We start from the raw sequence: 22,013 nt of genomic DNA, 5'->3' as shown, positions 1-22,013 counted from the left end.
CCGCAGGAAAACGACTCGGGGGACAGGAATCGTCCTCCGGCCCCCCGAGTCGTCGTGTGTACGAAAACGTCACTTGATCGTCCGGTCCAGCGTTGTCTTGTTGTTGGTTTCGTTCGATTCGGAGACCGTGCCCGTGCAGTCTGCGGTCAGCTCGTAGAAGAAGGATCCCATGACACCGGTATCCACGGCGATCGAAACCGATTCGCCGGATTTCAGCGCCTTCACGGACACCTGTTTGTTCGCGAGCTGCTTGGAGCCTCCGCCCGACCACAGCCGCACCTGGACGCACAGGACGCTCGCCGGGGCCGTGCCGACTCCGCTGTTCACGACCTTCGCCCGGACGATCTTCGCGTTCGACTGGTCGATATGGACATCCGAGACGACGAGGTCGGGGAGCAGCGGCTTCACGTTCAGCTGCGCGGTCGCCGGTCCCTTCTGCACCGTGAGCGTGTACTTCACCGTAATGCAGGTCTTTTCGCTGATCGGCTGCTTGATATCCACGTTGCCGCCGCCGGCCGCCACCACGAAGCACAGCGTCGAACCGTTTTTCGCGGAATCTGAAACGGTATAGGTCTTCGAGAACGTCACCGTTCCGATCTGTCCGGGCGTCGGATATTTCACCGTCTGGAGCTCGGTCGTCCACATCGTGCCGCCCAGATAGACCGACACGACGGGGGCCGGATTCTGATACGCCACCTGGGCCGTAAAGGTCAGCGCGTCTCCGGGTTTGACCACCGGAGACGGTGTCACCGACAACGTCGCCGAGACCGCATACGCGGAACTTGCCATACCGAGGAGAAGCAACGCGAGCACTCCCGCAACCCGCGCACGCCGGGCCGAAAATCGAATTTCACTCACCGCGGTTCACCTCCGGTCTTTTCGTAGAAGCCGCATATCACCGTTTCACTGACACCGCCGCATTTCCCGCGTCTCGCCAGGACGACCGCGCACCTCCTGCGTCGTCCCCCAAACACCTCCTCCTGCGTCGGCGCGCGCAGTCGCCGGGTTCGGAGATTCCCGTTCCGTGACGTATTATTGTACCTCTATTCCGTCTCTTCTTGACTTTTCAGGGTTTCGGGGGCGGTATTCCGGGGAGTCACGGGAAGGGAGAATCGTCGGGCGACGGGGCTATGCGTCTTCCCGGAGAGCGGCCGTTCCGTCCTTGCCGCCGATGAATGGCCGGCATTTGCCGCAGAAAGAACAGTGGACCTCGTGGACCCTGTCTTCTTCGAGCCCCCAGCGGCGAAGTTCGGTGAACACCGTGAAGATGCTCGCGCCCATGTCCGTCAGCGAGTATTCGACGCGCGGCGGCACTTCCGCGTAGACCGTGCGCACGATCAGGCCATCGCCTTCCATCTCGCGGAGCTGTTGCGTGAGCACCTTCGCGCTGACGGCCGGGATCTGCGCACCGAGCTGCCCGTAGCGCAGCGGCCCCTGTGAAAGTTCCTTGAGGATCAGCAGCCGCCACTTTCCGTTGATCAGCGAGAGCGTACATTCGATGGGGCACTTTCCGTTCATTCGAACACCTCCGTGTCCTGTTGCATCACATTACATACCTTCAGGTAGGCAAGGTTACCAAAAGGTGCATACTTGCGAAAGGAATGTAATGTGCGTACAGTACCATCAGCAGCTGCGAAAAACAATACGGGTCTTCGAATACGGCGGAGGAGATGATTTTCCATGAAAGACATAACGATCGGTATCGTTCGCGACGGGAATATAGAGCAGTGCAGGGATCTCTGCGACGAGCTGATGGCGTTCCAGAAGGCGAAGGCGACGATTTCGCCCGAGTGTTTCGACTCGATGAACTTCGATACGCGGATGAAGCGGAGCTGGCAGCACGCGCTCGACCGTCAGCTCATAGTCGCGAAGGACGGCGATATTCCCGTAGGGTACGTCTTTTCGACGATCGAGAGCGTCGGAGAGGGACGTGACGCGATTCCGGACTGGGCCCCGAAGGTCGAGAACGGAAAGGGGTTCTACCCGGACTGGCCCGATTTTTCCTCGAAGGTCGGCTGTCTGAGCAACCTGTATCTCCGCGACGGATACCGCCACATCGGGCTCGGGTCGAAACTGTTCGACCTGGCGATGGAATGGCTCGAAAGCTTCATGGACGTCCCCGTCGTTTTCATCTTCATCTCGAACGGCAACGACGAGGCGCTCGATTTCTACCTCAAACGGGGTTTTACCTTCAGTCATGACGTCTTCGGCGGGTTCATCAAGGCCGTGTACACGTTTGTGGACTCGTCGCACAGGAGGTGCGTGACGGGGAGGGGCGGAACGGCGCGGCAGACGGGCGGCGTCAGTCTCCTTCGATATCGAGAAGGACGAATGTGACGTTGTCGGCGCGCCCCGCCCGGCGCAGGGCGTCGGCGAGACTCGAAGCCGCGTTTTCCGCTTCGGAAAGAGACGCGCATCGCCCGAGTTCGTCGTGAGGCAGCGCCTCCCAGACGCCGTCGGAACAGACGAGCAGCCGCCCGGAAACGTCCGGCAGGTGTGCCGCGTAGAGCCTCGGCGGAGTCGTCCCGGCCATGACGGCCGAGGTGACGCGGTTTCGCATCGGGTGGACGCGCATCTCCTCGTCGGTGATCGTTCCCTCGTCGCGCAGACGCTGCACGACTGAGTGGTCGTGCGTGACCTTCCGGAAGTTTTCGTCGCCGCAGCGGTACACACGACAATCCCCGACGTTGAAAGCGAGTACGGATGCTTTCCGGACCAGGACTCCGGCCGCCGCTGCCCCCATGCCGCGCATCCCCGGGGTTTCTTCCGCCATTTCGTTCATCCGCCGGTGCGCACGCGTCACCATGCGGCCAAGACGGACGGGGTCGTCCTCTTCGCCGAGGGCGCCGGCGAACGCGCGCGCCTGGTCGCGGATCGCTTCGAGCAGAACGCGGCACGCGACCTCGCCGCAGGCGCAGCCTCCCATGCCGTCGGCGACGATAAAGAGCGCCGGGGTCTCGAACGGCCCCGCGACGCCGCTTTCGGGGCAATCCATGTCGCCGGTGACGACGCGTCCGTCGATCAGGAGACCGTCCTCGTTGTCCGAGCGGACGTCCCCGGTATTCGTGAAGAACGCGTACCGGACGCGGAACACTCGGAGGCGCCTCCCGCGCTAGGGATTGTCCCCGAGCTGCGCGTAGAGGTCGTCGACGGATTTCCTCGCGGCTTCCGTCTCCTTTTCGTCCGCCTCCCACGTGACCCGCAGAACCTGCCCCTCTCGAACCTCTTCCGGAAGCCACTCCGCCGGAAGGGTCACCGCAACCGACTCGTCCTCTCCGAGCAGAACCCGCACAACGCCATCCTCAACCGAATCGACGAACGCTCTCACGGATTGCACCTCCCGCAGGGCGTGTAGCCCTCGCGTATCGCGTCTTCCCTGTCGTCGAAGCGGACCCGCTTCTTCTCGTCGGGAAGCCCCGTGCAGGTCGGCAGATGGAAGACCCTGCTCCTGACGTTTCCGATGTAGCCCCCTCCGCCCGCCGCCGCAGCCCCGACGGCCGCGGAGGTCTGCGCACCCGTTTTGAGGAAGAGCCTCCTGCCGTCGCTCGAGATCACGACGCTGCCGTCCTTCGCCGTCGAGCGCCACGGAACCCAGGCTTCCCCGAGCATCCGGAGGACCGCTTCGTGCGGGTGACCGTAGTCGTTCTCCGCGGCGCAGGAGATGACGGCCACCTCCGGACGGACCTGCCTCAGGAAGGCCGCGTCCGTTCCGTTGTGCGACCCGTGGTGGGAGACCTTGAGAATCGCCGATTGCGGAAACGCCCCGACCGACGCCCGTTCCTCCCTTTCGGCGTCGGCCATGAGGAGCGCCGTGAAGTACCCGTAGGAGACGCGCAGAACGAGGCAGTTGTTGTTGACGTCCCCCTTCGTGCCGGAGATCTCCCTGATGGGCGCGAGAACGTCGATGACCGCGGCCCCGACGAGCTCCGAAAAGCCCGCCTTCGGCCGGCCGAACCGGATCTTCTTCCCCGCGACCGCCTCGAGGAACCGCCGCTGGAGTCCTGAGCCGTGCCGGTATCCGCTGTCCCAGATCTTGCCGATCCCGAACGCGGCGAGGACGTCGCTCATGCCGCCGAGATGGTCGGAGTGCGGGTGCGTCAGCACGAGGATGTCGATCTTCCGGACGCCGAGATTCTTCAGATATCGGACCACGGTCGGTCCGGCATCGGCAGGTCCGGCATCCACAAGCATCGTCGAGCCGTTCGGGAATTGGATGAATATCGAGTCTCCCTGGCCGACATCGATGACGTGCATCGCGATCCCGGACGCGAGCGCTGGGAGCGCAGCGAGAATACAGGCGAAAAGCAGGAACAGACGCGACAGGAATCGGATTCGCGTTTTCATGAACGCACCTCCCTCGCGTGTGTTTCGGCGCTCCGGAACTCGGGCGTTATCCGCCGGCGGACGTATCGAACGCGATCTCCCCGGCGACAACGGCCATCCGGACCCCGAGATCGTCGCCGAGGCACGCGAAATCGGCGTCGAACCCCTGCGCGATGCGTCCTCGCCGGTCCTGCATCCCGAGGATCCGCGCGGGCGTCTCCGATGCCATCCGGAGCGCGTCGGCGAGCGATATTTCCGCCGCGACGGCCGTCCGCACGGCCCGGTCCATCGTGCAGACGCTTCCTGCGAAGCCGCTGCGGTCGGGAAGTTTCGCGACCCCCTCCTCGACGATGACGTCGCGCCCCCACCTCAGGCTGCCGAGCCGCCACGTCCCTTCGGGCATTCCGGCGCCGCGCATCGCGTCCGTCACCATCGCCACGCGATCCGTTCCCTTGACTCTCTGGACGAGCCTGAGCAGTTCGTGCGGCAGATGCCGGCCGTCCGCGATCGCCTCGACCGTGACGTCGTCGAAGAGGTATCCGGCCTCGACCATTCCGGGGATCCGGTATCCCCGGTCGCGCCTCACGGAGCTCATCGCCGAGTAGAAGTGGACCATGTGGCGGAAACCGCAGTCCACGGCATCGCGAACCTGCGCAAGCGTCGCGTCCGAATGCCCCATAGCGGGGACGACGCCGCGTTCCGCGAGCCACGCGGCGCACGCGCACGTGCCGTCGAGTTCGGGCGCGATCGTGACGATCGAGACGCACTCGCACGAACCCAGGAGGCGTTCGAGGTCGGCGGGCGACGGAGGGCGAAGGTACGCGCGGTCCTGCGCCCCGGCCTGCGACGGCGCGAGCCACGGCCCCTCGACGTGGACGCCGCCGATCCTGGCCCCGTCCTGGAAGGGGCGATCCCCTCCGGCCGTCCGGACCAGACGCCTGACGACATCGAGAAAGCCCGAGATCTCATCGTCCGGCGCCGTCAGCGTCGTCGGACAGAGCGTCGTCGTGCCGTGGCGCGCGTGTGTCCGGCAGACGATGCGGATCGCGTCCTCGCTTCCGTCCATGAAGTCCGCGCCTCCGCCGCCGTGGACGTGGATGTCGACGAATCCAGGGACGAGACGATGCCCGAACAGATCGACGACCCTGTCCCCATCCCGCGGGACGATCCCCGGCGCGATGCGTTCGATCCGGCCGGCGCGGCAGAGGACGTCGGCGCGCGCGAAGCCGTCGCCGAGAAAGACGAGTCCGTTCGCGAAGACCGTCACGTCCATGCCCGCGTCACTTCGCATCTCGAAGATCCGTGACGCCGAACCGGGCGAGGAGCGCCCGTATGATGCGCGAGGCTCCGTCACTCGCGGCATCCGCCGCGAGCTCTTCTGGCGTTTCGTATATTCTGATTTTCATGGTTTCAGTCCCCTTTCGGAAAGCGCGACGACGCTTTCGACGCCGGAGCGTTCGCCCGGTCAGATCCGAGGCGCCTCCCGGGCTTCAGGGGGCGATCACGATGAGAAATGGAATGTTCACAGCAGGCATTGTATCATTTTTCTTAAAAATACAGAAAACACAAAAAAGCCATTCTCCCAAAGGGAGAACGGCCCGTTCGTGTCGTTTTCCGCACGACGGTTCGGAGGCTATTTCCTCGTGCGGCGAAGGTTCGTGACGGTCGCCCACCCCTCGCCGCCGGGCTCGACGTGGTAGAGCGCCATCTCGCGCCAGTCCATCGCGAGGTCGCCGTGAGCGAATCCGCCCTTGTCGTCGGAGAAGACGATGTCGAAATCGTCGTTCCCCCCGACCCCTCCGACGAACCCTTCGACCGGTTTGCTGTATTTCGTCCCGTCGGGGTATCTGGCTTCCATATAGCCGCTGAAGACCGGGCCGTCCTGCTTCTCGAAGACGTACACGGCCTTTCCCCGCTGCTGCAGGGCGCACTGCTGGTTGATCGCCATGATATATCCCACCCAGCGTCCGACGATGTTCGGATATTCCCCGTCGGCAAAGGCGGCCGGAGCGGAAACGGCAAGAACGGCAAGCGCGAAGACCGCGAACAGTTTCTTCATCTGTGCAGCACCCCCGCAAGTGGTGAATTCATTGTTGAATTATAGCATGGGAAAGTTCCCATCCGGGGGTGCGGACGGTTTCTATACCCAGAACGGCCGCTCCCACAGCGTCAACCAGGTTCCGATGTCTTTGGAGACGGCTTCGTCGAAGATCTTCCGCGCAACGACGATGTCTTCCGCCCCCATACCGACGGCGCAGAAAAATATCGTTTCATCGGATGTTTCGCGGCCCGAAAACTTGCCGTTTACGATGGATCCGAGTTCCGCATGCAACTCTCCCCGTTCCAGTTTCCCCATATTGGCCATGATCGCCGGCGTCTGAATACCCCTGTGAAGGATCGCATCCCAATTGTCCGCTACGATTTTGTCGGCCAGCCGTACGGCTTCGAATTCAAACTCGTAATTTCCTATATTGGCAAGAAAAGCTCCCTTCCGTATCCATTCCGCGCGGACAATCGGCGTCAGGGACGTCGTCGCCGTAACGACGATATCGGCGCCCCTGACGGCTTCCTCCGCCGTAGAAACCCCGACCAGAGGAATTCCCGGGAATCGCTCTCTTTCGATATCGATAAACGCGTCGATTCTCTCCTGAGAAATATCGAAAAGCCGGATTTCCGACAGGGAGGGAATCGCGGTCCGCACCGCCAGGATCTGGGTATGATTCTGTGTCCCGGCTCCAATGAAGGCCGCCGTCACGGAATCCCTGCGAGCAAGATATTTCGCAGCCACGCCCGTCACAGCTCCAGTCCTCATCGCGCTGATGACCGTTCCATCCATGACGGCCAGCGGCGCCCCCGTTTCCGGGTCGTTGAGAATCGTGAGCGCCGACGCTCTCGGAAGGGCGTGCCTTTGGGGATTCAACGGCTTGCTTCCTATCCATTTGATTCCGGCCGTTCGTATGTCTCCTCCGACGAATCCGGGCATGCCGTTTATTCTGCCCGTCACGGCTTCGGAAGCGGCGTCCCCCCACCGGAGCGTCACCTTGTCCGGCACGATGCATTCTCCAAGGTCATGCAGGGAAAAGAACCGTTCGATACGTTCGAGAACCATATCCATATCGAGGGCCCCGCAGCGAATGACATCCTCCTGGCTCAGGTACAGAAACTCGAGCTTCTGTTCCATCGGAGTCTCCTCCTATTCCCCGCCGACGAAATCGCGGATCTGCGTTGCGGACATTCCTTCCAGTCCCAGGGACTTCAGATTCCGTCCCGTCGCCCTGTAGTCCTTTCCGTGGATGATATCCGCAAGCAGAATGATGGCGTCCATCGTCGGGGCGCCGACGCCGAAAGCCCGCCCCAGTTCCGAGAGCGGAACCAGTCCCATGGGAACATCCTCGCTGATGTATCTCGTAAATACGTCCGCCGGAGCCTTGATGCCCCTGTATGCTTCCTGTTTGTGAATCGCTTCGTACAGGGATTCCGATTCCGCGACGTCCATCCCGTAGACTTCGTGAAGCCACTCTCGGGCGCCTTGCGTCCTGACATTCATGGCGCGGGCGACGGCCATCCGTTCATCGTTGATCCGCTCGAGAACCCTGGCCACGCTTGGCGAGATGCCCTGCCTGTAATGCTCGAAGCTTTCCTTTTCCTCGATGCGGGCTATATTCAGGATTGCCGGCGCCGGATGGAAGACGGAACCGATGTTGCCCAGGCTCGTTTCCAGAACGTTTTCCGCGGCCTCGAACTGCGGAAAATACGGCGCCGCAATCCCCAGAAGGTCCGGAGTCCTCGATGCCGGAAGAGCGGCGACCTTCATTCGGCGCTTCACGCTGTAGATCGTTGTCTCGGCATAGCCAGTCTTTCTGCACGCGAAAATCAGGGATTGTGTTTCCCCGACGGTAAAGGACGCGTCCGGATTCACATCTCTCGCCGTTTTCCGAAATTCGATGGCTCCGGCCGTTCTCCCCGGATTGAGAATCACCGTCTGTCCGTCGCCGAGGAACGGCGCGCAAACCCGGGCGATATCTTTGTGGGCGAAAGCCGGAGAAGCCACCATGATAAGCCTGCGCCCTTCCAGAGCCTCAGCGATATGGGACGTGACCTTCCGAATCGGGGCGAATCCCGAAAGTTCAGTCCCTTTGAGATGGATCCCCCCGGCATCGGAAATTTCTTTCAAAACTCCTTCGTCTTTATCGTACAGGCTCACGTTGCAGCCTTTGAGCGACATCCAGGCGGCTATGCCGGTGCCTCCGTTGCCGGCGGCAATGACGGCGACATCAATCATCAGAGTTCCCTCCTGAAATCGAGTCTGCTTTTGCTGGGAATGCATTTCGTGGGGAAAATTTCTGCGTGAGGAAAACGGCAGCTATCGCCCCGATCCCGACAAAATCCGATTTCAACCCCGGATACATCATGAGAAGCGCGGCTATTCCAAGCAGGAACCGTTGGTAGATGCGCAATTTCCCGAGAAAGTAGTTTTCCAGACAGGAAGCCATGGCGACAATGCCGAAAACGGCTGTGACCGTTGCGATCACGGCGTCGATCTTCGTCGCGCCGATCAGGAGCAGTTTGGGCTCGAGCGTGAAGATATACGGCAGAATAAACGCGGCCAACGCGAGTCTGAGGCCGTTGAAAGCCGTCCTGACGGGATCCGCCTTTGCGATTGAGGCCGCAAGGTACGAACTGAGCGCCACCGGAGGCGTCACGGCCGCCATACATCCGAAATAGAAGATGAAAAGATGTGCCGCGACGATCGGAACGTTCAGTTTGACAAGCGCCGGCGCCACCATTGCTCCAAGGATGATATACAGCGCCGTGGTGGGCATTCCCATTCCCATGATTATCGCCGCCACCATCGTCAGGAAGAGGGCGGGGTACAATTCTCCCCGCGCCAGTGTCACGATCAGGTCGGCGAATTTCAGTCCGACGCCGGTAAGCGTTACGGTCCCAACGATCAGTCCGGCCACGGCGCAGGCCGCTATAACGCTCAGGGACCCGCGCGCGCCCATCTCGAGCGCTCTGAGAAACTTCCTTGGCGAAAGCCTCGTTTCCTTTCTCAGAAAACTTGCGACGATAACCATGATTACAGCGGTAAAAGAAGCCTTTATCGGAGAATAGCCCGCCAGCAGCATATAGAAAATGCTCAGTGGGGCCAGGAGCAGGAACGCTCCCTTTCCGAGGGTTTTCAGAAATCCCGGAAGCTGCGCTTTCGACAATCCTTTCAGCCCCATCTTCGCCGCCTCGAGATCGACCATGAGAAATACCGAAAGATAAAACAGGACTGCGGGAATCGTTGCATGGACAACGAGTTTGCCGTAGGGAACGCCCGTCATCTCCGCCATGATGAAGGCTGCGGCTCCCATTATCGGAGGCATGATCTGTCCGCCTGAAGAAGCCGCCGCTTCGACGCCGCCCGCGAACTCCGGTTTGTATCCGACGCTTTTCATGAGGGGGATCGTAAACGTCCCGGTTCCGGCGACATTCGCGAAGGAGCTTCCCGATATTGTTCCCATAAGGCCGCTCGCAACGACTGCGGCTTTCGCCGGGCCGCCCCTGTATCTTCCGGTGACGGAAAAAGCGAGATCGATGAAGGACTGCGCGCCCCCCGTCTCCGTCAGGAAAGACCCGAGCAGGATGAACACGAAGACATACGTCGCAGTGACGTATATCGAAACTCCGTAGATACCCTCGCTCGTCAGAAACATATGCTCGATGACCCGGGACAGGTCGTACCGCTTGTGTCCGAGAGCTCCTGGGATCAGGTGACCGAAGAACGCATACAGCAGAAATCCCGCGGCAACGATGACCAGAGGCCACCCCATGGTCCTTCTCGTGGCTTCCAGAACGAGAAGGATGGTGATTCCGCCGAACACGAGATCTCGTGTCGCGGGATCTCCCGCTCTCGCGACCAGATTGATATAGTCCAGAGTCAGGTAGGCTCCGATTCCAAGGGAAAGTGCGACGGCGACCCAGTCGAACCATGGAAGCTTCTTTCTGTATCCGCTGGAAGACGGGTAGAGAAAGAACGTCAGAGAAAGCGCGAAAGCCAGGTGTATTGCACGGTGCTGCATTTGGGGAAGCATGCTCGCGCCCGAGGAATACAAATGAAAAAGAGACATGGCGACCGCAAGCGCACAGCAGATGCGACCGGCGACTCCCGTTAGATCACGATTCCTGTTGAATACGTCGTCCAGTTCTCTGAAGTCGGCCACAGGAAGCGGCTTTTTCTTTTTTCTGTCCAGGAAAAGCATCGATCTCACCTCGTATCAGATACTCCAGAAGAGAGACTCTTCGCGTCCGGATATCGACTCTTTCACCGTCCTCGACAATCGTCGCAAGATCAATTCGTCTGTAGCCGTCATCGAGCAAAAGGTATGGTCCGGTCATATGGCTCACCCTGAACGGGATGAAGCCGATCGGTCTGTTTATCGCTTCGATGATCAGAAAATTATCCTGGAATCTGCAATGCTCCCTGAAAGATGATGGAACTCCCCATCCGAGGTCCTGAAGCCTTGTTTCCGTGAGCACGATTCCACCGTTCGCATCTATGGAGTAATACTCGAAAACAGGGGAATGATGAACCGAGTGCCGGATCACTGTCGCAAACGAGTATCCCTGCTCGACCCGTTTTCGGAAAAGAACCGTTTCCTTCCCCTCGTAATGATCGATTTCCAGTAGAATTACAAAATACAGGAGTCCTGCCGAAAGGAACCCGGTTACGACAAGGGAAAGTGCATACAGGATTGTTCGTTTCCAGAGTGAAGGGACTTTTCATCACCGTCCTTCAAAAGCGGGCAGAGTTTTCAGTACGAAAAAGACCTCTACCCGCCTGCAACACGTTCGGTGCCTATTTCAGAACGCCGACTTCCCGGTAGTATTTCTCCGCGCCCGGATGCAGGGGAACCGACATCGCGCTGAGAGCGGTCTTCAGCGTGATCATTTTGCCCTGGGCGTGGACGGCCGCAAGATCACCCAGATGTTCGAACACGGCCTTCGTGATCTTGTAGACCGTCGCCTCGCCAAGTCCGGCTTCCGCGCTCAGAATGGCGGGACTCGCCACGGTCAGGATTCCCGTCGTGACGCCCCGGTACGTATCAGCCGGAATTTCGATCAACGAAAGATATGGGACACCTTTCAGGAAACTCTTCGTTACCGTTTCGTCCACCTTGAGGAGCCCGATGTCGAGCGTCGTCGAAATATCGACCACTGCGGACGTCGGAATACCGGACCCAACTATCGCGCAATCGATGAGTCGGTCCTTGAGCGCCGTAACGGCTTCTCCGAAGTTCAGGAACTGTTCCTCGACATCGTTATAGGTCAGTCCGTGCGCTTCGAGGACCATCTTCGCGGTCCGTTCGGTCCCGCTTCCCGGCGCGCCGACAGCGATCTTTTTGCCTTTCAGATCGGGAATACTCTGCATTCCCGAGTTCTTCAGCACGATAAATTGAAATATTTCGGGGTAGAGACAGGCGATTCCGCGGATATTCGTGACGGGTTTATCATTGAAGGGAGGTTCACCCTTGTAGGCTCCCCATGACGTGTTGGACGCACCAAGAATCAGCTCGACCTTCTTCTCGCGGAGCATTTTCAGATTCGCCACGGAAGCTCCGGTCGATTCGGCGGTTATCTCGATTCCGGGAACATTCTTCATGACGATCGACGCGATGCCTGAACCAATCGGATAATAACTTCCCGCCGTACCGCCGGTGGCAAGGGAAAGCCTCTCGGTAGCATACGCGGAACCGCTCACGCAAAAAAGAACCGTGAAGAGAAGAAACACCGTACGTTTTCCGAATCCCATATTTCTCGCCTCCCTGCAGATTTGTTATGGAACACACCGAAGAGACGCCCCATGCGCCGTCCTCAAATGAAGCCGGGATGGTGCAGAAAGATATGGAAAGGAACACGAACTCAGTCTATGATATTCGCAGAAGTCAAAAATAAAATAAATGCGATTTTTGAATGTCATTTTTGAGTGTAGCCATTGAGCTGCCACGTGTCAAATTAGTGAAACAGATAACTATATTTTTGAATTGCATACAAACAAGGTGTTTGTGTTCGGAGAGGGGATTGGACAATGGGGAACTACAGCAGAAAGGTGCCGGAAAATGTTGCCCCGGAGAAATTCGCCGGAGGGATATTGCAGTATCTCAGAACCGCGAAAAAATACCTGCCCCAGCAGCAACAGGTCGTCTGTGAATTCATTCTCAACAACTTCCAGAAGGCGGCGTTCCTGAAGGCGGAAGAGATGGCCAAGGCTTCGGGATCGAGCACCGCAACGGTTCTCAGAACCGCTGCCAGTCTCAAGTTCGATTCGTATGTCGCACTGAAGGAACGACTCCAGGAGGTTCTCTGTCAAAACTCCATCCCTCCCTTGGACAGATTGAGGGATACATTCCTGGGAATACCGGAAGACAACATCCTGGAAATGGTGATCGAAGAAAACATCCAGAACCTCAGGGGCATGCTGACTCCGCATCTCAAGGAACAATTCGCGAAATCGGCGGCGCTTCTGACGCGTTCGAGGAGGATTTATATCATCGGACTCCGATCGACCCGGGGCGTTGCGCTCTATCTTCACGCCCTGCTGCAGCAATTTCTTCCCGATGTCTTCATGGTCGACGCCACGGGCTCCGACACCATGCTCGATGTCATGATGGACATGGAACAAGAAGACGTCTTGATCGCACTGATGGCCGGAAGCCCCCACTATACGAAGCGAACGATCGGATGCGTCCGATACGCCCATGAAAACGGAATCCCCACCGTCCTGATTACGAACAGTCTTTCGAGCGTCGCGGCGTCGCTGGCGACGGTGCTGCTCCCGGCTCCGCAGAATACGACGCATTACAGTTCGGTCTCGTTCGTGACAATCTGCGACGCGCTCGTCGCCATGATGGGAATGAAAAAGATCGATTCCGCGCGGAGGAAGATCGATAAACTGGGGAGACTGCTGGTCGAATACGACATTTCGATGTAGAGTCTGCCTTCCGGAGCGATTTTGAGACGAAAAGAGCGGGAGAGGCTTTGGGCTCTCTCCCGCTCTTTTCGTCTGCCGTTACACCGCGAACGGTTCGAGGTGCGCCAGGAAGTGGTGGATTCCCGGGACGGGCGGCGCGTAGGAGATCCGAAGGCCGTAGCGGATGCTCTCGCGGCGCTTGTAGACGTCGACGATGGTCTGCGCTACGTATTCCATCTGGCAGTTCGTGTAGGACCGGCGGTTGATCGCGATGCGGTACAGTTCGAGCTTCGGCATGATCGTCTCGCCGGTCGCCTCGTCGTGCGTCTCGAACGCGAGCGCGCCGAGGCCGATGCCGCGGATCGCTCCCTCGCGGTAGATCTCGATGCCGAGGACGTCCGCCGGGTAGAACTTCTGCGGAATGTGCGGCAGAAAGGCCGCCGCGTCGAGGAAGATCGCGTGTCCGCCCGCAGGCTTCACGAAGGGGACGCCGCCCTCGGCGAGCAGGTCGCCGAGGTACTTCACCTGCGCAACGCGGTGCGACATGTACTGTTCGTCGGTCATCTCGCGAAGCCCCTGCGCGAGCCCTTCGAGATCGCGTCCCGCGAGGCCGCCGTAGGTGGCGAATCCCTCGAAGACGATCAGGCGCGGCAGCAGCGTGTGGTACATCTCCTGCGTCCGGCAGCAGATCATGCCGCCGATGTTGACGAGCGGGTCCTTCTTGCAGGAGACGGAGATCGCGTCCGCCGTGTCCATCGTCGCCTTCAGGATCTCCGCGAGCGACATGTTCTTGCAGGCCTCCTCGCGAATCTTGATGAACCACGCGTTTTCGGCCATCCGGGCCGCGTCGAGGAAGAACGGGATTCCGTGCTTCTTCGCGACGGCCGACGTCGCGCGGAGGTTTTCGAGGCTGACGGGCTGGCCGCCGCCGGAGTTGTTCGTGACCGTCGTCATGATGAGCGGAATGCCGTCCGCGCCGTACTTCGCGATGGCGGCCTCGAGCTTGGCGATGTCCATGTTCCCCTTGAACGGCGCTTCGAACGCCGGATCGAACGCCTGGTCGACGACGCAGTCGACGGGGATCGCGCCGTTCGCGAAGACGTGCGCCCTCGTCGTGTCGAAGGGCATGTTGAAGAGGATGTGCTGCCCCTTCTTCACGAGCGTTCCGAAGACGACGTTTTCGGCCGCGCGCCCCTGGTGGGTGGGGATGACGTAGTCGAAGCCGAGGACGTCCTTCACGGAGTCCCTGAGCGCGTAGAAGCTGTCCGCGCCCGCATAGGCCTCGTCGCCCCTCATGAGTGCGGCCCACTGGTTCTTGCTCATCGCGCCCGTGCCCGAGTCCGTGAGCAGGTCGATATAGACGTCCCGCGAGCGGAGACCGAACATGTTGAAATGGGCTGCTTCGAGCGCCTTCTCCCGCTGCGCCGCGTCGGGAATCTGCAGCGGTTCCACCATCTTGATACGGAACGGTTCCGGCTGAATGCGCTGTACCATGACCGAACTCCCCCTCTTCTCGTTGGTGTCACTTTTCCGACGACAAGGATATACTTGATATGTTCCGCGAGCTTGTACAATTTTGACGCGGAAAGAGGGGGCGAATCCGTGACGGAGGGGACGTCGGGACGCAGAGAACGGGTCCGGTACTGGCGCTGTCGCGATCTGCCGGGCGTGGAGCTTCTGGCCGCCGACTACGCGACGCAGTCCTACTCGTGGCACACGCACGAGACGTTCGCGTTCGGGGTGATCGAACGCGGCGGACTGACGATGCGCCTTCACGGCGTCCGGGGCATCGCACCCGCCGGAAACGTCGCCATCGTCTTCCCCGGCGAGGCGCACACGGGGCACGGCGTCGACCGCTCGGGGTGGAGCTACCGGATGTTCTACGTCGACCCGGACCTTCTCACCGACGCGGCCTCCCGGGTCATTCCCGGCTCACGCGGCCTTCCGTCGCTGCCACAGGGTACGATCGCCGACCCGCCGCTTTCGTTCGCCATCCTGACGCTTCACCGGATGCTCGATCTCGACCGCGGGACGACGCTCGAACGCCAGGAACGCCTCCTCGAAATTCTCACCGGGTTCGTCCGCCGCCACGCAATCCGGGACGCGCCGCCGCCGGACCGCGTCTCGCGCGCGACGATGGAGCGCGTCCGCGCCTACCTCGACGAGCGCGTCTCCGAAGACGTGAACCTGCCCGAACTCGCCGCCACCGCGGGGTGCAATCCCTTCCGACTCGTGAGGGCCTTCCGGAGCGCCTACGGACTGCCGCCGCACGCCTATCAGCTTCAGGGGCGCGTGCGCCGCGCGCAGGACCTCCTGCGCCGCGGCTGGAACGCCACGGCGACGGCCGCCGAGCTGGGGTTCGCCGACCAGAGCCACTTCACGCGCATCTTCCGGCAGATCACCGGCATGACGCCGGGAACCTTCGCCCGCTGCGTCCGGTCCGGCGAATCCCCCCGCGCCGGATCCCCTACCGGATGAAGTTCGTCTGCAGGCGCTTCTCCGGCACGGGAAGCGGAACTCCGGCGGAACGTCCGGCCGCGATGGACGCGAGCATCCACGCCATATTGTCGCCGAGCGTGCGCATCGTCTGCACCCCCTCGAGGTCCTGCCGGACCTCGTCGGGCGTGTTGCCGTGGACGCTGTTCCAGTATTGAGACGACACGACGGGCATCCGCGCGATCGTGAAGTATTTATTCAGCCGGTCGAACGACGCGCTCGCCCCTCCCCTGCGGCAGCTCACGACCGCCGCCGCGGGCTTGTTCGCGTAAGCGCCCGACTTCATGAAGAACATCCGGTCGAGAAACGACGTGATCTGCCCCGATGGCCCCGCGAAATAGACCGGAGAACCCACGACGAGCCCGTCCGAATCTTTGAGCAGGTCGATGCACTCGTTCACCGAATCGCCTTTGAAGACACAGTATCCCGACTTCGCGCACGCGCCGCATGCGGTGCAGTCCTGGACCGGTTTATTGCCGATATGGAGGATTCGTGTTTCGATCCCGTGTTTCCCGAGCTGCGACGCGACCTCGCCGAGCGCCGTGAACGTGCAGCCCGCAGCGTGCGGACTTCCGTTGATCAGAAGAACCTTCATCGTACGACCTCCCCGTTGTGGCGGCCCGCAGGTTTTGTCTGCGGTCCGATCCCGATATCCGAAGGCTGCCACAGAACGCCGATTGCCAGATGGCTTCTCTTGCGTATCCGTTGCGACACCTACACGTACGTTTCCCGGAGCATTTCCGCCACCGACTGATCGATCTGCTCCCGGCGCCTGATCGCATCGAAGCGATCGAGAAGATCTCCCGGTCTCAGGCGCTTCTTCGCGTCGCCTGAAATGTCCGCGACGACGCGCCCCCCGTGCATCATGACGAGCCGGTCCCCGAGGCTCACGGCCTGCTGCATCGAGTGGGTGACCATCAGCGTCGTGAGGTTTCCGGCACGCACGAGGCCGTCGGTGACGCGAATGATCATCTCCGCCGCACGCGGGTCGAGTGCGGCGGTGTGTTCGTCGAGCAGCAGCAGTTCGGGACGGCGTACCGTCGCCATCAGCAGCGTCAGAGCCTGCCGCTGTCCTCCGGAAAGCGAGCCGATTTCGTCGTCGAGGCGATTCTCGAGCCCCATTCCAAGTGTCCTGACGCGTTCGGCGAGCTCCTCGCGCGACCGGATCGATTCGTTCGGGCGCAGCGTGCGCCGCAATCCCCGCCGCGAGGCCAGCGCGAGGTTCTCTCCAACCGTCATGTGGGGCGCCGTGCCGCTGAACGGGTTCTGAAAGACGCGCCCGACGAGCGCCGCACGTCTGTGCTCCGGCCATCGCGTGATGTTCCGCCCGGCGAGCAGGATCGTCCCCCGATCGACGATGACGCTCCCCGACACAGCATTCTGGAGCGTGGACTTTCCCGACCCGTTCGTTCCGATGACCACCACGAATGTCCCGTCGCCGACGAGAAGGTCGACTCCGCGCAACGCGCGAACCTCGTTTTCCGTTCCGGGATGGAAGGTTTTGACGATTCCCCTGACGTCAAGCACGTCCGACTCCCTTTCCCTTTCCGAAACGCGCAGCCAGGTCCGGAAGAACGAGCGTCGCGAGAACGAATGCCGCCGTGACGAGTTTGAGGTCGTTCGGATCGAGCCCCCATCGGAGCGCGATCGAGACGAGCAACCGGAACAGGACCGACCCCATGACCGTCCCGGCGATCGCGACGCCGAGCGCGCGCGTGCGCACGAGCGCCTGTCCGATGATGACGCTCGCGAGCCCGAGAACGAGCGTTCCGACACCCATCTGGACGTCAGCGAACCCCTGGTACTGCGCGAGAAGCGCGCCGGAAAGAGCCGAGAATCCCCCCGAAACCGCGAGGCTGATGAGAAGCATGTCGGGTGCGCTCACACCCTGCGCGAGCGCCGACTGTGCGTTGTCCCCCGACGCCCGGAGCGCGACGCCGAAGTCCGTCGCCAGGAAGACGCGGAGCGCCAGGGCGAGAAGACACGCGACGGCCGCCGCGCCCGCGAGGGCCGCGAGATCCCCCGTCAGAACGCTCCAGGCTCCCATGCGGACCGTTTCGAGGCCCGTCAGCTTCCGGATCACCGTCCCCGCCATGTCGGCGAGCGTCGCCGTCCGCGACAGGGGAACGTTGCTCCCGCCCATGATCCGAAGGTTGACAGAGTAGAGCCCGGTCATGACGAGGATCCCCGACAGAAGGCTGTTGACCCGAAGGCGCGTGTGAAGCACTCCGGTCGTGCATCCGGCCAGCATTCCGGCTCCGGCCGCCGCGAGCGTCGCGACGACGGGGGACGCTCCCCGGGCGATGAGGATGGCCGCCACGGCGGCCCCGAGTGTCAGGACGCCGTCGGTCCCGAGATCCGCGAAGCCGAAGATCCGGAACGTGACGAAGACTCCGAGGGCCATCACCGCGAGGATGAAACCCATCGTGAGCGCTCCCGCGAGAAGACTCACGCGTCGCCTCCTTCGGGCGCCGTCAACGGCCCGGCCCAGAGAGCGCCGCCCAGAAACGCGCTCTCCCCCGCGCCGGAGATCGGACGCCGGTCGTGCAACAGGTGAAGCATCCCGACGGGCGTGAGCGCGTCGAAGATCTTCGCGAGCAGCGGACGGAGCTCCACCCGGCCCCTGGGGATCGCCCGGAACGGGAACACCGCCGCGTGGAAGTGCCCCCGAAGGTCGTCGCCTGGCCCGAGGGAACGAAACTGCGGCGCGAGGTCACCGGAATGGCCGATCGCCGCCGCGCCGACCACGACTGCCAGATGCCGGTCGTACCGCTTCTCCGGCCAATAGGCCAAGTGCTCTCGCACGGCCGGGAACGCAAAAAAGTCCGCGTCCGGCGGCGCGCTTCCCGCACGCGCGAGACCGCCTTCCGTGGAGCGCAGATTCAGGCTCGCGCCGACGAGCCCCGATGTTTCCGCGACGATCGCCATCGCGACCATCCGGGCCCCGGTCGCCCCGATCGCCCTCCCGACAAGCGCCGAGAGCGGCACACCCGGAAGGTCTTCGGAGAACCGCAGGCAGATCGACGATTCGCCGTGGAACACGAACCCCGACGAAAATCTGACCGACGGGACGAACTCTCCCGACGCGGCCATGAAATCCGGTGTCCCGCCGTCGCCCGGAGGAAGCTGCATCGCGAATCCCGCGACAATCATCACCTCGCCAGCCACGCCATCCTCCCCTCCGAACGATCCGATTCCGAGCCCCCACGAGCGCCCGTCACACGCGAACGGTTTCCCCGGCGCTGGAAACATGGCGTGAAAGCCCCCGGCCGGGTTCAGGACATACCGCTCGCCGTCGTCTTCCGGATCTGTCGCCGAAGGACGGTCGAGAGTGGCGAAGAGTTCGTCCATCCCCACCATTCCCAGAATCTCCCTGACGAATGCAGATGATCGCCGGATGCGGAGATCGCCGCCGAGCGATGCCAGAACCTTCCTGTAGCGCAGAAGGCTCCGGATGCCCGCCGAGCTCAGAAAATCCACGCCGCCCATGTCGAGCGCGACGCGATACGCCCCCCGCCGCAACGCCTCCTCGAACTCGTCCTCGAGGGCGCGGCAGCTCCCCGCGTCGAGCCGCCCTTCGAGCGCCAGGAGAAGCTCCGTCGATTCCTCTCGCCGTTCTATGCGCATTCCCGAGCGCCCCTTCCGGTCATCGCCCCGGAACCATCCGCGCCGAGCGCCGCAGCGACTCCGGAATGTCCAGCCCGTATCGCCGGGCGTTCGCCCCGTTGATCGTGACGACCGTCCGGCTGACGGGCGAGAACGGGATTCCCGCAGGGTTCTCGCCGCCGAGAACGCGGATCGCGAGACGCCCCATGTCCTCACCCCCGGCCGCATAGTCCCGGGCCACCGTCACGGCGGCGCCTCCGTTCGTCGCGGCGCTCGTATCGAACGCGAAGAGCGGAACCCCCGCGTCGAGGCACGCCTTCGAGATCGGGGCGAACGACGACATGAAGATATTCCCGACGACCTGGAGCACCGCGTCGACCCGCTTCGCGAGCAGCGCCCGGATGCCGTCGGAGATCTCGGCCGGAGTCGATACGGGAACGGAGACGCACTCGACGCCCCGCGCGGCGAGTTCTTCCGTGACGCGTCCGAGGTTGTAGACGCAGTTGACTTCGGACGGGTTCACGAGCGTTCCGACGCGCTTCGCTCCCCTGACGCAGCCGAGAAGCGCGGCGACTCCCTCCGCGTAGGCCGACGCCGACGAGACGCCCGTCACGTTCGGAAGGTGATTCGCGTCGCTCGTCCCTGCCCCCGCCGCGACAGGGTTCGCGACGACGCCGAAGATCACGGGGATCGTCCGCACCTTCTTCAGCGCGGCCTGGAGCGCGGGCGTGGACGTGAGCGCGATCAAATCCGCGTTCCGGCCGAGGGCGTTGTCGATCATCGCCGAGAGCGTCGGCATGTCGCCCTGCGCGTTGACGACGGACAGAGCGTACTCTCTCCCCTCCGTCCACCCCGCGTCACGGAGCGCCCTGCGGAATCCATTGAGGGTTTCCTCCGCCGGAGCCGAATCGACGTAGTTGAGAAAGAATATCTTCCGGCAACGAATTTCGGCCGCGTTCCGGCCGTCGTCCGGACCGTTCTTCCCGACGCGGGACGGGAGATCGGAAACGAGAAGCGCCGCGCCGGCGGCGGCGATCAGGAGCATTCCGGGAAGCAGACGCTTCAGGGTCGTGAGCACATCGATACCTCCGCAATATCCATTTGTTCGTAATTATTGCACACTCCGGGACTCCCCGGCTCACGAATCCTCCCGCAGCAGCTCGGCCTGCCGGGCGAGCCGAGAACGAGCGCGTCGACATCCCCGACCGACTCGAGAACCGGCCGGAGGTCGTCCCGACGGCGCACCGGCCGTAGCTTTCGCCGCCCCTGAGTTTGCACGCAAAACAACTCACGCACCCGGAAAACCGCAGGTCGCCGAGGTGAACCATCTCCGTTCGCGCCCCTTCCGACTCCGCGCCCTCGAGCACCTTCGCGAGAAGCGTCGCCGTGTTCCACGTCTTCCGCGGACTTCCGTTGACCGCGAGAACCTTCATTCGACCCCCTCCCTCGCCGGAGCGATCGCGGCGTCCATGCGCCGTCGGACACTATCATAGCGCATGCCGCTCAGGCCGAGCGACCGCCCCGTTCGCCGCGTTTCGATTGTAGAATAGATGCGGCTTGCCCGGACGGGGCGCCGTCATGAAAGGAGATGGACGCGAAATGAATCTCGCACGTTTTCCGCGCCGCCGGTACACCGAAGGCGCGACGCCGATGGAGCGTCTTTCGAGGCTTTCCGGACTGGTCGGAGGGCCGGAGATCTGGATCAAGCGGGACGACCTCCTCGGATTCTTCCCCGGAGGCAACAAGACGCGAAAACTCGAATTCCTCATGGCGGACGCGCTCGCGAAGGGCGCGGACGCGATCGTCACGTGCGGCGCGGTGCAGTCGAACCACTGCCGCCTCACCCTCGCCGCCGCGAAGAAGGAAGGCCTCGAGTGCCACCTCGTCATCACGGAACAGGTTCCGGGGAGCTACTCCCCGCACGCGTCGGGCAATAACTTCCTCTTTCAGCTCATGGGGGTCGACTCGATCACGGTCGTTCCGGGGACGTCCGACCCGACCGCCGAGACCGCGAAGGTCGCCGACCGGCTCCGCGCCGCGGGAAAGACGCCCTACGTCATCCCCGTCGGCGGATCGACCCCAGTCGGATCGCTCGGCTACGTCGCCTGCGCGGAAGAGATCCTGTCGCAGGCGTTCGACAAGGGGCTCGCCTTCGACCGGATCTTCACGACGAGCGGCAGCGCGGGAACGCACGCGGGCCTCGCGGTCGGCCTGTGGGCCAACAGGGCGGACATCCCGCTCACGGGGATCAACATCGGCGCGCCGAACTCCGTCCAGGTCCCGGCGGTGCACAAGCTCGCGGCCGACACGGCCCGCTTCCTCGGGATCGGCGAACCGTTCCCGGCCGGATCCATCGACTGTCGCGACGGGTACATCGGCGAAGGTTACTCGCTGCCGTCGGAGTCCATGCTGAAGGCCGTCCTCCTTCTCGCGCGGACGGAGTCCGTCCTTCTCGACCCCGTCTACACCGGAAAGGCCTTCGCGGGAATGCTCGACCTGATCGCGCACGGCCTCTGCGGCAAGGGACAGCGCGTCCTCTTCATCCACACGGGCGGCATCCCCGCGCTGTTCCACTACCAGAAATACTTCGACCCGGAACTCTTTCGGGACGCGGAAGCGCGGTAGGTCCGGC

At 62.3% G+C, this 22,013-nt stretch carries 23 protein-coding genes and 1 pseudogene; 4 read left to right on the top strand and 20 right to left on the bottom strand.

The window, feature by feature from the left end; all coding sequences use genetic code 11:
• Nucleotides 1-69: 69 nt before the first annotated feature.
• Nucleotides 70-858, bottom strand: coding sequence for a CARDB domain-containing protein (locus ACZ5IU_RS08285; RefSeq protein ID WP_464416182.1), 789 nt, complete (start codon nucleotides 856-858; stop codon nucleotides 70-72).
• Nucleotides 859-1,128: 270 nt separating this feature from the next.
• Entirely contained in the window at nucleotides 1,129-1,518 is a 390-nt protein-coding gene (locus ACZ5IU_RS08280) for a winged helix-turn-helix transcriptional regulator (protein WP_464416181.1), read from the bottom strand.
• Between the two features lie 162 nt (nucleotides 1,519-1,680).
• Here ACZ5IU_RS08280 and ACZ5IU_RS08275 point away from each other — a divergent pair, with 162 nt between their 5' ends.
• A complete protein-coding gene (locus ACZ5IU_RS08275) occupies nucleotides 1,681-2,337 on the top strand; it encodes a GNAT family N-acetyltransferase (protein WP_464416180.1) in 657 nt (218 codons plus the stop codon).
• On the opposite strand, the gene ACZ5IU_RS08270 is transcribed toward ACZ5IU_RS08275, so the two are convergent.
• From ACZ5IU_RS08270 to ACZ5IU_RS08220, 11 genes are all read right to left on the bottom strand, one after another.
• Entirely contained in the window at nucleotides 2,303-3,094 is a 792-nt protein-coding gene (locus tag ACZ5IU_RS08270) for a PP2C family protein-serine/threonine phosphatase (RefSeq protein WP_464416179.1), read from the bottom strand. The two genes, ACZ5IU_RS08275 and ACZ5IU_RS08270, sit on opposite strands and share 35 nt — an antisense overlap.
• A gap of 18 nt (nucleotides 3,095-3,112) precedes the next feature.
• On the bottom strand, nucleotides 3,113-3,328 hold the full coding sequence (locus ACZ5IU_RS08265) for a DUF3006 domain-containing protein (protein ID WP_464416178.1): 216 nt from the start codon (nucleotides 3,326-3,328) through the stop codon (nucleotides 3,113-3,115).
• Nucleotides 3,325-4,344, bottom strand: coding sequence for a ComEC/Rec2 family competence protein (locus ACZ5IU_RS08260; RefSeq protein WP_464416177.1), 1,020 nt, complete (start codon nucleotides 4,342-4,344; stop codon nucleotides 3,325-3,327). The genes ACZ5IU_RS08265 and ACZ5IU_RS08260 overlap by 4 nt, the downstream gene beginning before the upstream one ends.
• A 46-nt stretch (nucleotides 4,345-4,390) precedes the next feature.
• The gene (gene nagA, locus ACZ5IU_RS08255) at nucleotides 4,391-5,596 is read right to left on the bottom strand and encodes an N-acetylglucosamine-6-phosphate deacetylase (protein WP_464416176.1); all 1,206 of its coding nucleotides are present in this window, start codon (nucleotides 5,594-5,596) and stop codon (nucleotides 4,391-4,393) included.
• Nucleotides 5,597-5,603: 7 nt separating this feature from the next.
• Entirely contained in the window at nucleotides 5,604-5,729 is a 126-nt protein-coding gene (locus ACZ5IU_RS08250) for a hypothetical protein (RefSeq protein ID WP_464416175.1), read from the bottom strand.
• A 227-nt stretch (nucleotides 5,730-5,956) separates the two neighbouring features.
• Nucleotides 5,957-6,382, bottom strand: a complete 426-nt coding sequence (locus tag ACZ5IU_RS08245; protein ID WP_464416174.1) for a hypothetical protein — start codon at nucleotides 6,380-6,382, stop codon at nucleotides 5,957-5,959.
• Nucleotides 6,383-6,463: 81 nt separating this feature from the next.
• Nucleotides 6,464-7,504, bottom strand: coding sequence for an ornithine cyclodeaminase (locus ACZ5IU_RS08240; RefSeq protein WP_464416173.1), 1,041 nt, complete (start codon nucleotides 7,502-7,504; stop codon nucleotides 6,464-6,466).
• A gap of 12 nt (nucleotides 7,505-7,516) precedes the next feature.
• Complete coding sequence (locus ACZ5IU_RS08235; protein WP_464416172.1) at nucleotides 7,517-8,605, bottom strand: NAD/NADP octopine/nopaline dehydrogenase family protein; 1,089 nt, start codon at nucleotides 8,603-8,605, stop codon at nucleotides 7,517-7,519.
• Nucleotides 8,598-10,571, bottom strand: coding sequence for a TRAP transporter permease (locus tag ACZ5IU_RS08230; protein WP_464416171.1), 1,974 nt, complete (start codon nucleotides 10,569-10,571; stop codon nucleotides 8,598-8,600). The genes ACZ5IU_RS08235 and ACZ5IU_RS08230 overlap by 8 nt, the downstream gene beginning before the upstream one ends.
• The gene (locus tag ACZ5IU_RS08225; protein WP_464416170.1) at nucleotides 10,486-10,917 is read right to left on the bottom strand and encodes a DUF1850 domain-containing protein; all 432 of its coding nucleotides are present in this window, start codon (nucleotides 10,915-10,917) and stop codon (nucleotides 10,486-10,488) included. The genes ACZ5IU_RS08230 and ACZ5IU_RS08225 overlap by 86 nt, the downstream gene beginning before the upstream one ends.
• A 250-nt stretch (nucleotides 10,918-11,167) precedes the next feature.
• On the bottom strand, nucleotides 11,168-12,121 hold the full coding sequence (locus tag ACZ5IU_RS08220) for a TAXI family TRAP transporter solute-binding subunit (RefSeq protein ID WP_464416169.1): 954 nt from the start codon (nucleotides 12,119-12,121) through the stop codon (nucleotides 11,168-11,170).
• 276 nt (nucleotides 12,122-12,397) lie between these two features.
• Between ACZ5IU_RS08220 and ACZ5IU_RS08215 the strand changes: the two genes are divergently transcribed.
• A complete protein-coding gene (locus ACZ5IU_RS08215) occupies nucleotides 12,398-13,300 on the top strand; it encodes a MurR/RpiR family transcriptional regulator (protein WP_464416168.1) in 903 nt (300 codons plus the stop codon).
• 78 nt (nucleotides 13,301-13,378) lie between these two features.
• On the opposite strand, the gene ACZ5IU_RS08210 is transcribed toward ACZ5IU_RS08215, so the two are convergent.
• Nucleotides 13,379-14,773 carry a tryptophanase gene (locus ACZ5IU_RS08210; protein WP_464416167.1) on the bottom strand — a complete coding sequence of 465 codons (1,395 nt, stop codon included), beginning with the start codon at nucleotides 14,771-14,773 and terminating at the stop codon, nucleotides 13,379-13,381.
• Nucleotides 14,774-14,881: 108 nt separating this feature from the next.
• On the opposite strand from ACZ5IU_RS08210, the gene ACZ5IU_RS08205 reads away from it, so the two are divergent.
• Complete coding sequence (locus tag ACZ5IU_RS08205; RefSeq protein ID WP_464416166.1) at nucleotides 14,882-15,757, top strand: helix-turn-helix domain-containing protein; 876 nt, start codon at nucleotides 14,882-14,884, stop codon at nucleotides 15,755-15,757.
• Here ACZ5IU_RS08205 and ACZ5IU_RS08200 read toward each other — a convergent pair.
• The 6 genes and pseudogenes from ACZ5IU_RS08200 to ACZ5IU_RS08175 form a co-directional block, all read right to left on the bottom strand.
• A complete protein-coding gene (locus ACZ5IU_RS08200) occupies nucleotides 15,747-16,370 on the bottom strand; it encodes a flavodoxin family protein (protein ID WP_464416165.1) in 624 nt (207 codons plus the stop codon). The genes ACZ5IU_RS08205 and ACZ5IU_RS08200 overlap by 11 nt on opposite strands.
• Before the next feature lie 119 nt (nucleotides 16,371-16,489).
• The gene (locus ACZ5IU_RS08195; protein WP_464416164.1) at nucleotides 16,490-17,302 is read right to left on the bottom strand and encodes an ABC transporter ATP-binding protein; all 813 of its coding nucleotides are present in this window, start codon (nucleotides 17,300-17,302) and stop codon (nucleotides 16,490-16,492) included.
• Nucleotides 17,295-18,227: an ABC transporter permease gene (locus ACZ5IU_RS08190; RefSeq protein ID WP_464416163.1), complete on the bottom strand. Its 933-nt coding sequence runs from the start codon at nucleotides 18,225-18,227 to the stop codon at nucleotides 17,295-17,297. The genes ACZ5IU_RS08195 and ACZ5IU_RS08190 overlap by 8 nt, the downstream gene beginning before the upstream one ends.
• Complete coding sequence (locus tag ACZ5IU_RS08185) at nucleotides 18,224-19,402, bottom strand: STAS domain-containing protein (protein ID WP_464416162.1); 1,179 nt, start codon at nucleotides 19,400-19,402, stop codon at nucleotides 18,224-18,226. The genes ACZ5IU_RS08190 and ACZ5IU_RS08185 overlap by 4 nt, the downstream gene beginning before the upstream one ends.
• Nucleotides 19,403-19,421: 19 nt before the next feature.
• Entirely contained in the window at nucleotides 19,422-20,459 is a 1,038-nt protein-coding gene (locus ACZ5IU_RS08180) for an ABC transporter substrate-binding protein (protein ID WP_464421767.1), read from the bottom strand.
• 280 nt (nucleotides 20,460-20,739) lie between these two features.
• A pseudogene (locus ACZ5IU_RS08175) lies at nucleotides 20,740-20,814 on the bottom strand (flavodoxin family protein); the annotation flags it as partial.
• Between the two features lie 166 nt (nucleotides 20,815-20,980).
• On the opposite strand from ACZ5IU_RS08175, the gene cuyA reads away from it, so the two are divergent.
• Complete coding sequence (gene cuyA, locus ACZ5IU_RS08170; RefSeq protein WP_464421765.1) at nucleotides 20,981-22,006, top strand: D-cysteate sulfo-lyase; 1,026 nt, start codon at nucleotides 20,981-20,983, stop codon at nucleotides 22,004-22,006.
• Nucleotides 22,007-22,013 lie beyond the last annotated feature (7 nt).

This window comes from Lactivibrio alcoholicus, assembly GCF_055390895.1.
This window is presented reverse-complemented; position numbering and strand designations above follow the sequence as displayed.